Source organism: Streptomyces himalayensis subsp. himalayensis, assembly GCF_013778455.1.
Lineage (GTDB): Bacteria > Actinomycetota > Actinomycetes > Streptomycetales > Streptomycetaceae > Streptomyces > Streptomyces himalayensis.
Genome location: NZ_JACEHE010000009.1, coordinates 228,504 through 241,832, shown reverse-complemented (window position 1 = coordinate 241,832; position 13,329 = coordinate 228,504). Strand labels below are relative to the sequence as shown.

Annotated in this window: 13 protein-coding genes and 1 pseudogene; 6 read left to right on the top strand and 8 right to left on the bottom strand. The window is 69.0% G+C overall.

Annotated features, from left to right (window positions below; translation table 11 throughout):
• Positions 1-75: 75 nt before the first annotated feature.
• The 3 genes from H1D24_RS17510 to H1D24_RS17500 all read right to left on the bottom strand — a co-directional run bounded on the left by H1D24_RS17510 (position 76) and on the right by H1D24_RS17500 (position 3,847).
• The gene (locus H1D24_RS17510) at positions 76-1,083 is read right to left on the bottom strand and encodes an ABC transporter substrate-binding protein (RefSeq protein ID WP_181658507.1); all 1,008 of its coding nucleotides are present in this window, start codon (positions 1,081-1,083) and stop codon (positions 76-78) included.
• 159 nt (positions 1,084-1,242) lie between these two features.
• Entirely contained in the window at positions 1,243-2,268 is a 1,026-nt protein-coding gene (locus H1D24_RS17505; protein WP_181658506.1) for a LacI family DNA-binding transcriptional regulator, read from the bottom strand.
• A 535-nt stretch (positions 2,269-2,803) separates the two neighbouring features.
• Positions 2,804-3,847, bottom strand: coding sequence for a zinc-dependent alcohol dehydrogenase (locus H1D24_RS17500; protein WP_220136831.1), 1,044 nt, complete (start codon positions 3,845-3,847; stop codon positions 2,804-2,806).
• 687 nt (positions 3,848-4,534) lie between these two features.
• Between H1D24_RS17500 and H1D24_RS17495 the strand changes: the two genes are divergently transcribed.
• Positions 4,535-5,314 (top strand): fumarylacetoacetate hydrolase family protein, encoded by a 780-nt coding sequence (locus H1D24_RS17495; RefSeq protein ID WP_181658505.1) that lies wholly within the window; start codon positions 4,535-4,537, stop codon positions 5,312-5,314.
• Positions 5,315-5,318: 4 nt separating this feature from the next.
• Here H1D24_RS17495 and H1D24_RS17490 read toward each other — a convergent pair whose 3' ends face one another.
• Positions 5,319-6,479: a cation:proton antiporter gene (locus tag H1D24_RS17490; RefSeq protein ID WP_181658504.1), complete on the bottom strand. Its 1,161-nt coding sequence runs from the start codon at positions 6,477-6,479 to the stop codon at positions 5,319-5,321.
• 2 nt (positions 6,480-6,481) lie between these two features.
• Positions 6,482-6,961, bottom strand: coding sequence for a cation:proton antiporter regulatory subunit (locus H1D24_RS17485; RefSeq protein ID WP_181658503.1), 480 nt, complete (start codon positions 6,959-6,961; stop codon positions 6,482-6,484).
• A 476-nt stretch (positions 6,962-7,437) separates the two neighbouring features.
• On the opposite strand from H1D24_RS17485, the gene H1D24_RS17480 reads away from it, so the two are divergent.
• Entirely contained in the window at positions 7,438-7,641 is a 204-nt protein-coding gene (locus H1D24_RS17480; protein ID WP_181658502.1) for a cold-shock protein, read from the top strand.
• 45 nt (positions 7,642-7,686) lie between these two features.
• Here the strand turns inward: H1D24_RS17480 and H1D24_RS17475 are convergent, their stop codons facing one another.
• A complete protein-coding gene (locus H1D24_RS17475) occupies positions 7,687-7,992 on the bottom strand; it encodes a hypothetical protein (RefSeq protein ID WP_181658501.1) in 306 nt (101 codons plus the stop codon).
• Positions 7,993-8,237: 245 nt separating this feature from the next.
• Here H1D24_RS17475 and H1D24_RS17470 point away from each other — a divergent pair, with 245 nt between their 5' ends.
• The 4 genes and pseudogenes from H1D24_RS17470 (at position 8,238) to H1D24_RS17455 (ending at position 10,764) form a co-directional block, all read left to right on the top strand.
• A complete protein-coding gene (locus tag H1D24_RS17470) occupies positions 8,238-9,473 on the top strand; it encodes a site-2 protease family protein (protein ID WP_181658500.1) in 1,236 nt (411 codons plus the stop codon).
• 69 nt (positions 9,474-9,542) lie between these two features.
• Positions 9,543-9,706: pseudogene (locus H1D24_RS44065) on the top strand (aldehyde dehydrogenase family protein); the annotation flags it as partial.
• A gap of 210 nt (positions 9,707-9,916) precedes the next feature.
• Positions 9,917-10,366 (top strand): aspartate 1-decarboxylase, encoded by a 450-nt coding sequence (panD, locus tag H1D24_RS17460; RefSeq protein WP_181658499.1) that lies wholly within the window; start codon positions 9,917-9,919, stop codon positions 10,364-10,366.
• A 53-nt stretch (positions 10,367-10,419) separates the two neighbouring features.
• Positions 10,420-10,764, top strand: coding sequence for a GNAT family N-acetyltransferase (locus H1D24_RS17455; RefSeq protein ID WP_181658498.1), 345 nt, complete (start codon positions 10,420-10,422; stop codon positions 10,762-10,764).
• A 609-nt stretch (positions 10,765-11,373) separates the two neighbouring features.
• Here H1D24_RS17455 and H1D24_RS17450 read toward each other — a convergent pair.
• Positions 11,374-11,568 carry a hypothetical protein gene (locus tag H1D24_RS17450; RefSeq protein ID WP_181658497.1) on the bottom strand — a complete coding sequence of 65 codons (195 nt, stop codon included), beginning with the start codon at positions 11,566-11,568 and terminating at the stop codon, positions 11,374-11,376.
• 202 nt (positions 11,569-11,770) lie between these two features.
• On the bottom strand, positions 11,771-13,210 hold the full coding sequence (gene gnd / locus H1D24_RS17445; RefSeq protein ID WP_181658496.1) for an NADP-dependent phosphogluconate dehydrogenase: 1,440 nt from the start codon (positions 13,208-13,210) through the stop codon (positions 11,771-11,773).
• Positions 13,211-13,329: the final 119 nt, after the last annotated feature.

The window sequence follows — 13,329 nt, the reverse complement described above, 5'->3', positions numbered from 1 at the left end:
ATCGCTGCAGGCCCGCAGGGGCCCGGCCGACCGAGGGCTCGGTCGGCCGGAGGCTCCCGCCGGTGGTGCCGTCGGTCAGTACTTGCGGTTCGGGAGCTCGGCCTCGGCCTGGTCCTGCATGAAGTCGCCCTCCTTGGTCTTGATCCACCGCTCGACCGACTCGCCGTCGTGGACCTTCTTCACGACCTCCATCAACTGGGGGCCGAGCAGCGGGTTGCACTCGACGATGGCGTTGATCTTGCCCTCGGACATGGCCACGAAGCCGTCCTTCACGCCGTCGATCGAGACGATCAGGATGTCCTTGCCGGGCTTCTTGCCCGCCGCCTCGATGGACTGGATGGCGCCGATGGCCATGTCGTCGTTGTGGGCGAACAGCACGTTGATGTCCGGGTTGGACTCCAGGAAGGCCGCCATGACCTGCTTGCCGCCGGCCCGGGTGAAGTCACCGGTCTGGCTGACGACGATCTTCCAGTCGTCCTTGTGGTCCGCGTCCATGACCTCCTTGAAGCCCTTGGCGCGCTCGATCGCCGGGGCGGCACCGGTGGTGCCCTCCAGCTGTGCGATCTTCACGGCACCCTTGTGGCCGGCCTTCTCGAGGACCTTCTCCAGGATCTTGGCCGCGCGCCGGCCCTCGTCCGTGAAGTCGGAGCCGACCAGGGTGACGTACAGAGACTCGTCCGAGGTCTCGACGGAGCGGTCGGTGAGGACGACCGGGATCTTCTTGGCCTTGGCCTCCTTCAGCACCGCGTCCCAGCCGGTGACGACCACCGGTGAGAAGGCGATGACGTCCACGTTCTGGGCGATGAAGCTGCGGATCGCGGAGATCTGGTTCTCCTGCTTCTGCTGGGCGTCGGAGAACTTCAGGGTGTAACCCGCCTCCTTGGCGGCTTCCTTCACCGAGTCGGTGTTGGCGGTGCGCCAGCCGCTCTCCGCGCCGACCTGGGAGAAGCCCAGGGTGATCGCCTTGTCCCCGCTGCTGCCGGAGGTGTTGGAGGCGGAGTCTTCCTTCTTGGCGCAGGCAGCCAGCCCGCCCGCGGCCGCCACGCCTACTGCCGCCGCGATGAAGTTGCGCCTGTTGAGCATGTGCTTCTCCTTTGAGGAGCCGGTCCGGGACGGACCGCTGGTGATGGTTGGGGAGGCTGGTCTGTGTTCAGCGTGTCGGTCGGCGTTCGAGATATCGATCATGAGAGTGGATGGTGGACAGGTCCGGGGTGGCGGTCGGGTGGCGGTTACTGCCGAGCGTCAGGGTGAGGGCGGAGAACTGCTGGTGCGGACGATGAGCTGGGGCTCGATGACGATCCGGGGCGTTCCGGAGGAGTCCCGGCCTTCGACCCGGTCCAGGAGCAGGGCGATACTTCGCCTGCCCACTTCCGTGAAGTCCTGGCGGATCGTGGTGAGCGGGGGAGCGAAGAACTCCGACTCCGGGATGTCGTCGAAGCCGACCACCGCCACGTCCTGGGGAGTTCCCAGACCGGCTTCGCGCAGGGCTCGCAACACCCCCAGGGCCATCTGGTCGTTGGCCACGAAGACCGCGGTCAGCTCCCGGCCCGCCCGTCCAACGAGTTCCTGGCCCGCCAGATAGCCCGACCGCGGACTCCAGTCTCCGGTCAGCGGCTCGGGTGGCTCGATCCCCGCCGCTTCGAGGGTCGCACGCCAGCCGGCGGTCCGGCCCTGTGCGTCCTGCCAGTCCTCTGGCCCGGCAACATGCCAGACCGTGCGATGGCCGGCCGCCAGCAGATGACCGGTGGCCATGTGTGCGCCCCGGTGCTGATCCACGGTTACGCAGGGGATTTCCGCGGCGATCCCGCTCCCGACCGTCACCACGGGGAAGGGATGGGGGAGTTCGGTGAGTGCGGCGGTCGCGGACAGTTGCGGGACGATGGTGAGCAAGCCGTCCACGCCGCCCTCGATGAGGCGGTCCAGGGCCTCGGACAGCGTCTGCACCGTCAGCTTACGCAGACTGACCGTGGAGACCAGGTAACCCTTGGCGAGGGCTGCCTCCTCCAGTGCGAACAGGGTGGAGCCCGGGCCGTAGAGGGTGGTGTTGGAGGCGACGACACCCAGGGTCCGTGTGCGCCGGGTGACCAGGGCCCGTGCGGAGGAGTTGGGGCGGTAGCCCAGTTCCCCGATGGCGTTCAGCACCTTGGCGCGTGTGCCGTCCCGCACGTTGGGGTGATCTCCCAGTACGCGGGAGACGGTCTGGTGGGACACCCCGGCACGTCGGGCGACATCCGCCATGGTGGGCGGCCGAAGCGATGGTTGTGTCATGGCCGCACCTCCTTGGGCGGTCGTCGGGGCGGTTCTACGAGCTTGGTGTATCTCCGTGCGGCCGGGCCTGGTCCCCCAGGGTCGAAGCTTCCCGGCGAGGAACTCTCGGGCCGGATCGGGTTGCCGCCGAGGTCGGTCCGTCGGTCATGGCGGCGGTACAGCAACTCCCTTTTGTGCCATCGCAGTTCCTCCTCGGATGCTGAACCGGCGAATGCAAGGGTCATTGTGAGCGCTAACAATCCTCGGCAGTCAAGAAGTGATGCGTCATGACGATGTCACGTTTACGTAACGTGCGGCGGTGGGCCGGGGGTGTGCCCAGCCGAGCCGGTGGCCGGGAAATTGAGTAGTGGCGGTGCGTTGACTAGGGGGTGGCGAGGGCCCTACTTTCAGCGGCGAATCGGTTCGGAAGTTCGGTCCATATGCGATATATCGACCAATCCTGAGGCGGGATGGCTGGAAAACGTCACTGCGATGCGAACGGGGCCCGATCCGCATCGGATCGAGCCCTGTCGCCCTGGTCAAGTGCTGCTTTCCGCTAGGGCTGTTCGTCGAAGGTGACGACGACCTTCTCGGCCGCCCCCGGTGTCAGCGTCAGCTCGAAGGCACGCTCGACATCGGAGAAGGGAACGCGGTGGCTGATCAGTCGCGCGAACAGCTCCTGGTGCTGGGCGATCTCCTCGGTCACTTCGAAGATCTCTGTGGGGTAGCCCTGGGACGCGACGATGGTCATCTCGCTCCTGAGCATCGCGCCCAGGTCGATGGGTTCGGGCTCCTTGTGGGCGGCCACGACGACGAGCTTGGCGCCCCACTTCGCCGACCGCAGGGCGGTGTTGGCGACGATCGCGACCCCTGCCGCGTCGATGTAGATATCGGTGTCCGGGCGGGGCTGGCCGAGGGCGTTGGCGCCCTGGCCGTGCAGTTCCGCCAGGCGCGTCGTCACGTCCTCGCGGGAGGAGTCGATGACGGCGTTGGCCCCGACCGCCAGAGCGGTCTCGAGTCGTTCGGGGATCACGTCGGCCACGGTCACGTGCTGGACCCCGCGAAGCTTCAGCCAGATCGTGGCGCCGAGCCCGATGGGCCCGGCGCCGAACACCACGACCTTGTCCGTCGCCCGCGCTTCGGAGCGATTGACGCAGTGCCGCGCGACCGCCATGGGCTCGTTGAGCGCCGCGACGTCGAAGGGCACCGAGTCGGGGATCACCGCCACGCTCTTCCCCACGACGGCGCTCTCGATGATCAGGTACTCGCTCATGCCGCCCAGCGCACCGCCACAGCCGATGATGCCGGAGGGGGCGCCCTGCGGGTTGACGACGACGCGGTCGCCCGCCTTCAGGCCGGTGACCTCGTCGCCCACCTCGACGATCTCGCCCGCCGGCTCATGCCCCAGCGGTATCGGGGCCGTCTGCCCGCCCGGACCCTGCGGCATGCCTCCCATGTGCAGGAAGGCGACGTCGGTGCCGCAGATACCGCAGGCACGGACCCGCATCAGCGCGTCGCCGGGCCCGGGAACCGGGCGCTCGACGTCGATTACGTCGACTGTGCCGACTGCGCCGGTCTGTACGGACTTCATCGTTGCCATGGAATGACTCTCTTTCTTGCAGGCGGCACGGGTCGCCACACCCTGTTTCGGGTACCGCCCCAGGCTCTCCGGGCGGGCCCGATACGTCGTCGTGCCTCTGCCGACAATCCCGGCTACTGAAAATGCAGTACGCGCCGCCCGGGCACGTCCTCTGCGGGCATGACAGTCCTTCCTCGCGATCGGCCCGTACGGCTGGCTCTCAGCGTCTGCCGACGGCTGCTACCAGGGGGCGATCGAGCCGTCGGCACGGTGCCATACCGGGTTGCGCCAGCGCTGCCCGCGTTCGGAAGCGGCGCGGACCGCGTCCTCGTCGATGGTGATGCCGAGGCTCACCGGCGCCTATATGCCGGACACCGGCGGTGACGGCGCCGGGATCGCCGCCCTGCGCTTCGATCCGGCTACCGGCTCCCTGACCACCGACAGCGGCTTTGCCCTGTAACTCTCTCTGTGCTAACGATAGCAAGCATGCGATAACGGGCGAAGTGACAAGTCGGGGTGGCTGTCGTCGTGCCGGAACGAGTTTCGCCGCCATCACTTGAAGTGCTACAGCTAGTCCACCCGTGCGGCAATCATGTGCGCCAGACGGTTGACTGCCCCTCCCTTAGACCCAGTATGCTAACGTTAGCATAATGGATTGTACGGAGTGCGCAGTGCGGTGGACCGTGGCTGCCGATCGCGGAGGTGTTCGTGCGCATCGTCAGATATGCCGTCGGCGGCCTGAACTACTACGGGAAGCTCGAGGACGGCGACACGCGGATCGCGCGGCTGCAAGGCGATCCATTCGACGCAGTGCGCCCTACCGGAGACATCGACGAGGCTCGGGACGTCCGGATTCTCTCTCCGCTGGAGCGGCCGCGGATCTTCGGGTTCGCCTACAACTACGCATCACACATCGACGAGACCGACCGAGAGGTTCCGGAAGTCCCCGTGGTCTTCATGAAGCCGAGCACGGCCGTGATCGGGCCGGGTGAAGCCATCGTCTATCCGTCGGATGGCGAGCTGGTCCATTTCGAGGGCGAGTTGGTCGTCGTCATCGGAAAGGAAGCCCGCCATGTGAAGGCCTCCGAGGCCCATGAGTACATACTGGGCTATACATGCGGCAACGACGTCAGTGACCGAATAATGCAGCGCAAGGAAAGCAAGTTCGGTGCCCTTCTGATCGGGAAGGGCCAGGACACGTTCGCGCCCATGGGGCCGGTTATCGCCACGGAACTCGACCCGTCGCGGCTCTCGCTGACGACACGGGTGAACGGCACCGTGATGCAGTCGGCGAGCACCGCCGACCTGTTGCTCGCCGTTCCCGACATCGTCAGTTACCTCAGCCGATACGTCACGCTGCTGCCGGGCGACGCGATCATGACGGGAACCCCGTCCGGTGTCGGGCCGATCGAGCCGGGCGACGAGATCGAGGTCGAGATCGAGGGCATCGGCGTTCTCCGTAACGGCGTGGTGGCCGAGACCGTCTGACTGCTCATCTGTGATGGCCCTTGTGCAGCCGGAGAGGTGCGGCACCGGCAAGGCGGGTGAGGAGCGGTCCTGCAATGGCGAGGACGAAGACGTAGGTGATCACGAGCGGGGCGAGGGCGTCGTGCATCGTGCCGACCAGTCCGATGATGACGATGGAGAACTCGCCGCGCACCACGAGCACCGTTCCGGCCCGCATTTGACCGCGCGGCCCGACCTGGTCGCGCCGGGCGGCGTACTGGCCGGTCACCAGCTTCGTCGCGGCGGTGACCGCGGACAGCGCGAGCGCGGCGGGCAGGAGCGGCACAAGTTCGTCCGGTCTGATCGACAGTCCGATGGCGAGGAAGAAGATGGCGGAGAACAGGTCCCGCAGGGGGCTGAGAACAGCGCGGGCCCGGTCGGCGGTCTCGCCGGTGAGGGACAGCCCGACCAGGAAGGCTCCCACCGCGGCGGAGGCATGGACCAGTTCGGCCAGCGCGGCGACGATCAGGGTCAGGCCGAGCACCCTCAGCATGAGTTGTTCGGCGTCCGGGTGCGACAGCAGCCGGCCGAGGTGGTGGCCCCACCGATAGGAGGCGGTGAAGGCTGCGAGCATCGCACCGACCGCTGCTGCGACGCCCAGCACGGCTTGCCACCACGGGCCACCGGAAGCGAGGACCGCAAGCAGAGGAAGATAGGCGGCCATGGCGAAGTCCTCCATGACCAGCACGGAGAGGATGGCAGGCGTCTCGCGGTTGCCCAGTCGCCGCAGGTCCGCGAGGAGCCGGGCGACCATGCCCGATGAGGAGACGTACGTGGCGCCTGCGAGCGCCAGGATGCCGATGGCGTCGAGGCCGAGAATCCATCCGGTCACCGCGCCCGGCACGGCGTTCAGTACCAGGTCGGCGAGAGCGGAGGGTACGTGCCGACGCAGGCTGCCCGTGAACTCGGTGAGGGAGAACTGCAGGCCCAGAGTGAGCAGAAGCAGGACCACCCCGATGGCCGCCCCGGTCTCGACGAACTCACCGGCGGCCGGGACGGGAGCGATGCCTCCCTCACCGAGGGCCAGTCCCGCGAGCAGATAGAGCGGTACCGGCGAGAGTGTGAGGCGTCGTGCTACGGCTCCGAGCACGCTGAGGACCGTGAGGATGAGGCCGAGTTCCAGAAGGAGAGTGACGGGACTGTGCACACTCAGCCCTGGATGATCTGGTCCACGCCGGCGATCCCCTCGCGGGTTCCGATCACGACCAGGACATCACCGGCCCTGAGCACCTCGTCGGGCTTCGGTGATGCGATCACGTCCTCACCACGGACGATCGCCACGATAGAGGCGCCCGTACGGGTCCGGGCTCTGGTGCGGCCCAGCGGCAGGTTGGCGTAAGGGCTGGTGGATCGGACCTCGATCTGCCCCGAGAGTAGTCCGGGGACCTCTTTGGTGAGGTCGGCGAAGCGTTCGGCGATGCGTGGCGCTCCCAGGATCTCGGCTACCGCGTCGGCCTCCTCGCTGTTGAGCCGCACCACGGGTCGGCCCTCGTCGGGATCACCACCCACGTAGACGACCAGTTCGAAGTCACCGGTCCGCTCTGCCACGATGCCGACCCGGTCCCCCTCGTGGTTGGTGAACTCGTACCGGAGCCCCACCCCAGGCAGGAGTACCTCGGTGACGTCCATGGGTTCATCATCGCCGGACTCCGCGGTCCCGCTCGGTATGGGGTCAAGCGTGTCACCGCGGCGAAGCACCGCGCAGTGGACTTGCCGCGCTCCTGAGCTGCCGCGCTCCTGAGCCGGGACGGGCCACGCCCACCATGTGCGGGCGACGGAGCCGGTAATCGCCCGGCCGATGCTCCAGGCACGGAACCGGCGGTATCCGCGGTATCGGCCGTATCGGCGAGTGTGTCAGGTGCTCTGTGATAGGAGCCGGCGATTTGTGGTACTCGTCGCGCAGTTCTTGCGGCGCACGCGGGGCATTCGACCCGAACCAACCGACTGCTGCTACCGGCCGGCCCCTATCGGTCGACGCCACACTGGGCGACTTGGGCGGTTCGTTCACCGATGAAAGCTCGGTCAGGATGGCAGGGTTCAGGAGCCGCAGCCGGACGGGGGCTGCGGGGCGCGGGTGCGCCATGGTGTGAGATGAGGGCGGATTGATGGCAACAGGCACTGTGAAGTGGTTCAACGCTGACAAGGGCTTCGGCTTCATCGAACCGGATGGCGGTGGCCCGGACGTGTTCGTGCACTTCTCAGCCATCCAGTCGACAGGCTTCAAGGAGCTCCAGGAGGGCGACAAGGTCGAATACGAGGTCACCCAGGGTCCCAAAGGACCGCAGGCGGAGCAGGTCTACCGCAAATAGGGCCCTCATACCGGTACGACCGCGGCGGCTCTCGGTGGCGTGGTCTTACCCACCGCTACCGCTGGGGACAGCGAGTTCACGGCCGCGGTAGAAGCCTTCCCGCTCCTCGACGACGTACGGGGCCATGGCTGCACGCCGCCGTGCCTCCGGCTCGGAGGCACGCCAGGAGTCGCATGCCTCCTTGGAGTCCCAGAACGACACCCCAGTGATCTCCTGTCCGTCCTCGGTCCAGTACGCGTAGGCGCGGCGCAGGCCCCGCGGGTACGGCTCCGGGCGCCATGCCCGCTCGAAGTCGGCCAGAGTGCCCGGCTGAAGGCGGCGCGTCGTCACCCAGACGAAGTGCTCCTCCATCGCAGCCTCCTTGGTAGCGGCGGTTCGGTTTGATGGCGCTCTCTCGCACCACCGGAGGTCCACGGCACCGCATGTGCCTCCGCGGGGCGATCACCGGGCACTGTCGCGGGTCCCTGGCGCGGTCGCCGGCGCGCTCGGCCGGAGTCGTTGGGAGTTTCCGGTCGGGGGGATGGTGACGGATCATGAGGAGGGGGATCGCAGTTCGTCGGCGGCAGCGCGTCGTTTCGTGTCGGTGGGTGAAGGCGATGAAGGGTTCCATCCGGATCGGGAGTGTGCGTGGGGTGGCTTTGCGTGCGCACTGGAGTGTGCCGCTGCTGATGCTGCTGTTCGCCTATGGTCTGGGCAGCCGGACGCTGCCCGGATACGAGCCGGGCCTGGCGCCGGTGGTGTACGCGGTCGCCGGGGTTGTCGGTGCTCTTCTGTTGCTGGCGAGCTTGGTGGTGCATGAGGCGGCGCATGCGCTCACGGCCCGCAGGGCCGGAATCCCGGTGCGGGACATGACGCTGTGGGCGTTGGGCGGGATGACCCAGATGGACCGGCCGCCGACGGCGCGGGCGGCGTTCGTGGTCGCCATGAGCGGACCTCTCGCCAGCCTGGTGCTCGGCGGGGCCATGCTGGGAGCGGCGGCCGGCGTACAGGCGGCGCTGGGCGGAGGGATACCGGTTGCCGTACTGGGCTGGCTGGCCGCGACGAACGTACTGCTGGGCGTCTTCAACCTGCTGCCCGCCGCACCACTGGACGGAGGCCGGGTCCTGCAAGCCGCGCTGTGGTGGCGCACCCGCGACCGGGACCGCGCCCAGCGGGCGGCCGGACTCAGTGGACAGGTCCTCGGCACGGCGCTGGCCGTGTTCGGCTGGCTGGTGTTTCTGAGGGGGATGCCAGGCGGGCTGTGGCTGGCGCTCATCGGCCTGTTCATGGCGGTCACCGCCGCGGCCGAGCGGCGGTGGGCCGAGATCGGCGCAGCAGTGCGGGGCGTACGGGTGGCTGACGCGATGACCAGTCCGGTGGTGACCGGTCCGGACTGGCTGACGGTGGACCGCTTCCTGCCCGAGGTCGCGGCGCACGCAGGTCATTCGGTGCTCCCACTGCTGGACTTCGAGGGCCGCCCCAGCGGCGTCGTCCAGCTTCGCCGACTGGCTGCGGTGCCGGCCGGGCGGCGGGACGCAGTGCGCGTACGGGATGTGGCGACCCCACTGTCACGGTGCACGCTCGCCGCACCGGACGAGCAGCTGGACGGCGTCCTGGAACGCGTCGGCTCCGAGGAAGGCGGACTGCCCATCCTGGTCATGGACGGCGGCCGACTCGGCGGGATCATCACCGCGCACGACATCGGCCGACTCGCCCAGCGGCACACGACCGAGGCACCGCACGGTGCCCCGCCTCCCGGCGGACGACCTCTTCCCGTGCGGCGTCTCGGGAGGGGTGCTTGGGGACGAGGACACGCCTCCGGAGCAGGCAGAAGCACACGGGCAGCATGCTGACTGGCCGCCTCTGTGGAAGCGATGGGATATGCCGGCGGGCGCCGTGCGCGAAGGCCGGGCGGGGGCGACCGCGGCGTCCGGGCCGGCGTGGTCTCCGTCAACGCCTACAGCGAAGGCGACATCACCACGCCCTTCGGCGGCTGGAAACAGTCCGGATTCGCCGGCGTGGAGAAATCGGCCGACGCCTTCGACCAGTGGACCGGGAGAAGACCGTCTGGATCCGCACCCGCTGATCCCATCGGCACACCGGTGTCGACCGCGCCGAAGCGCACCTACGTTGGGGAAGCCGGCCTGATGATGCGTGAGGAAGGTCAGCAGCGGGTCGGTGCGAGTCCTGAAACACCTGCGGACGGCTGACCGAACATGCGAATCGTTGTACGCTGCGGAGAACGCCCTTGACCTGCATAAAGCAGGCAGGGAGCAGACAGATCGGGAGTTTCTCCGTGCTTCGTACAATGTTCAAGTCCAAGATCCATCGCGCCACGGTGACCCAGGCCGACCTGCACTACGTCGGATCCGTCACCATCGACGCCGACCTCCTGGACGCCGCCGACCTGCTGCCCGGCGAACTCGTGCACATCGTCGACATCACCAACGGCGCCCGGCTGGAGACGTATGTCATCGAGGGGAAGCGCGGCTCCGGCGTCATCGGCATCAACGGCGCGGCGGCCCATCTCGTCCATCCGGGCGACCTGGTGATCATCATCAGTTACGCGCAGGTCGACGACGCCGAGGCCCGTACGCTGCGGCCGCGTGTCGTGCATGTGGACGAGGGCAACCGGGTCGTGGCGCTCGGCGCCGACCCCTCGGAGCCGGTGCCCGGCAGTGGTACGGAGCGCAGCCCCCAGGCCGTGGCGGTCCCGTCCCAGGCCGTGGCGGCCGCCACGGTCTGATCCACCCTCCCGCGCTGGGCTGCCGCCGGCTGCCATACCGCTGAGGAGAGCCGATGAGCGACATCGAGATCCGTGACGATCGCGCGCGGGGCCGGCTCGAGGCATACGTGGACGGTGACGTCGTGGGCCACATCGTCTATCTGGAGCTGGGGTCGCCCCGGCGCGCCCTCGTACCGGTGCACACGATCGTGGACCCCGCCCACGAGGGGCAGGGCATCGCCGGGTCGCTGGCGCGCGAGCTGTATGCCATCGCCCGGCGCGAGGGCGTCCCGGTCGCGCCCCTGTGCCCGTACGTCACCAAGTGGGCCGAACGCCATCGCGATGAGGCACCCGCGGCCACGCCGGAGCTGATCCAGGCCGCGAAGCGGTTCGCGACGGCGCATCCGGAGCGTTGGTGACGCCTTGGGGCGTCACCAACGCTGCGGGGCACGCCCCGGCGTGGCGTGCCGGTCATCAGGGGGCGGGCCGTGCTCGCGCCCCGCACCGCAGGCGCTTTCCGTCGGCGAGTTCCCGCGCTGTCGGGCCGCGGACGGGGCGGGTGGCGGGGCGGCGGCTGCACTGGTGGTGTAGCTGGGCCATGACGCGTCTTCGGTGGTGCTGCGTGGCGGCCAGGCGCAGTACGGCGGCGATCAGCTGGGGCAGCGCCGGGTGGTCGGGGTGGGCCTGCCGTCTGCGCCTGCTATGGCGGCTCGCGGCCCCGGGGTCACCGGTGTCGGCAGTCGCTCCGCAGGGGCGGAACGGGTGGGCACGGGCACAAGCCGCGACGTACGGGGCGCCGCGTACGGCCCAGGCGCAGGTCCCCGTGGGTGCAGCGCTGTCCGTCGACAGAGTGAGTGGCCGGCAAACCGCAGGGTACGCGGGGGACAAGTCCAGAAAGCCGACGTGTCGACCGGCTTGGAGGCCAGCCATGACTCATCCCTTCCCCGACCCGGTCCGGCCTGGCCCGACGCCGGGCCCCGGGCACCCCGATCCCCCGCCTGGTCCCGTCCCCGACCCGGACCCGGCGCCTAGTCCGGAGCCCCACCCGGGCCCGGACCCGGCGCCCGGGCCCGGACCGGGTCCAGGGCCGGCCCCGGGCCCGAGTCCTGGACCGAGTCCAGGGCCAGGACCCGGACCAGGCCCCGGGCCAGGACCAGGACCCGGACCAGGCCCCGGGCCAGGACCAGGACCTGGCCCTCAGCCCAACCCGCTGCCTGAGCCACCCCCGTCCCCGATCCCCAAACCGCCGGGCCCCGACCCGGTGCCCGACCCCAACCCCGGGCCCGTTTCCTGGCCCAGTTGAGAGCAGTCGGGGACCACCAGCCACGACGGTGAGTCGCTGGCCGGACGGCGGTCCGGGACGACGGCTGTGTCAGTGAGCGGGCGGGGCACGGAACTCCGTGCCCCGCCCGCTCATCAGTAGTCCTATGCCGAGACCTCCGCCCGGTCCCCGCCCCACCGCGTATGGAAGGAACCCTCGCGGTCCGTACGCCGGTAGGTGTGCGCACCGAAGAAGTCCCGCTGGCCCTGCGTGAGGGCCGCCGGAAGTCGTTCTGCGCGCAGGGCGTCGTAATAGGCGAGCGCCGCCGAGAACCCTGGCGTCGGCACGCCCTGCTGTGTCGCCGCCACCAGCACCGCGCGCCAGTCGTCCTGTGCCGTGCCGATCTCGCGCGCGAAGCCCTGGTCGGCGAGGAGGCTCGGCAGGTCGGGGCGGGCGTCGTACGCGGTGCGGATGCGGTCCAGGAACGCCGCGCGGATGATGCAGCCGCCGCGCCAGATCGAGGCGATCGCGCCGAGATCGATGTCCCAGCCGTACTCCTGGCTCCCCGCCGCGATCTCGTGGAAGCCCTGCGTGTACGACACGATCTTCGACGCGTACAGCGCCTGCTCGACCTGGTCCGCGAACCGCCCCGCCTCGTCCCTGTCCAACGGCTGCGCCTTCGGGCCCGCGAGTCCGCGCGAGGCCTTCCGCAGGTCCGTGTGGCCGGAGAGCGACCGCGCGAACACCGCCTCCGCGATGCCCGAGACCGGCACCCCCAGGTCCAGTGCGATCTGCACCGTCCAGCGGCCGGTGCCCTTCTGCTCGGCCTGGTCCTGCACCACGTCAACGAACGGCTCGTCCGTCATGGCGTCCTGGTGCGACAGGACCTCCGCCGTGATTTCGATCAGATATGAGTCGAGGCGGCCCTGGTTCCAGGTGCGGAAGATGTCGGCGATCTGCCTGGGGGAGTAGCCCCCGACATCCCGCAGCAGCTGGTACGCCTCCGCGATCAGCTGCATGTCCGCGTACTCGATGCCGTTGTGGACCATCTTCACGAAGTGCCCGGCGCCGTCAGGGCCGACGTGCGTCACGCACGGCGCGCCGTCCGGGGCCTTCGCGGCGATCTTCTCCAGCATCGGACCGAGCGAGGCGTACGACTCTCCCGAGCCGCCCGGCATGATGCTCGGGCCGTGCAGCGCGCCCTCCTCGCCGCCGGAGATGCCGGTGCCGACGAAGTGGATGCCGCGGTCGCGCAGTTCCTTCTCACGGCGCCGGGTGTCCTCGACGTGCGCGTTGCCGCCATCGATGATCATGTCGCCGGACTCCAGGAGCGGGGCGAACTCATGGATCACCGCGTCGGTCGGCCCACCCGCCTTGACCATGATCACCAGACGGCGAGGGCGCTCGAGGGCCGCGACGAATTCCTTGGCCGATTCGGCGGCGACGAAATCCCCCTCATGCCCGAACTCGTCCATGAGGGCCTGCGTCCTGGACACGGTCCGGTTGTGTACGGCGACGGTGTAGCCGTTGCGCGCGAAATTGCGGGCGAGATTGCGCCCCATGACCGCGAGCCCCGTGACGCCGATCTGGGCTGAAGTACTCATGCCTGTAGCTCCTGCAATCGGGAATGCCGGTCGTGACGGCCAGTATGGCTCCGCGGCGCGCTCTGTCCGGAGCGACACTGTGCCGCCCCGGCGGAAACCGCACGTGGTGAATTTCCTTC

What these genes read in the sequence shown, in the direction of transcription:
- H1D24_RS17505 (WP_181658506.1), bottom strand. Translation starts at nt 2,268, where the DNA reads ATGACACAACCATCGCTTCGGCCGCCCACCATGGCGGATGTCGCCCGA.
- H1D24_RS17470 (WP_181658500.1), top strand. Translation starts at nt 8,238, where the DNA reads ATGAAGGGTTCCATCCGGATCGGGAGTGTGCGTGGGGTGGCTTTGCGT.
- H1D24_RS17500 (WP_220136831.1), bottom strand. Translation starts at nt 3,847, where the DNA reads ATGGCAACGATGAAGTCCGTACAGACCGGCGCAGTCGGCACAGTCGAC.
- gnd (WP_181658496.1), bottom strand. Translation starts at nt 13,210, where the DNA reads ATGAGTACTTCAGCCCAGATCGGCGTCACGGGGCTCGCGGTCATGGGG.
- H1D24_RS17510 (WP_181658507.1), bottom strand. Translation starts at nt 1,083, where the DNA reads ATGCTCAACAGGCGCAACTTCATCGCGGCGGCAGTAGGCGTGGCGGCC.
- H1D24_RS17455 (WP_181658498.1), top strand. Translation starts at nt 10,420, where the DNA reads ATGAGCGACATCGAGATCCGTGACGATCGCGCGCGGGGCCGGCTCGAG.
- H1D24_RS17475 (WP_181658501.1), bottom strand. Translation starts at nt 7,992, where the DNA reads ATGGAGGAGCACTTCGTCTGGGTGACGACGCGCCGCCTTCAGCCGGGC.
- H1D24_RS17485 (WP_181658503.1), bottom strand. Translation starts at nt 6,961, where the DNA reads ATGGACGTCACCGAGGTACTCCTGCCTGGGGTGGGGCTCCGGTACGAG.
- H1D24_RS17480 (WP_181658502.1), top strand. Translation starts at nt 7,438, where the DNA reads ATGGCAACAGGCACTGTGAAGTGGTTCAACGCTGACAAGGGCTTCGGC.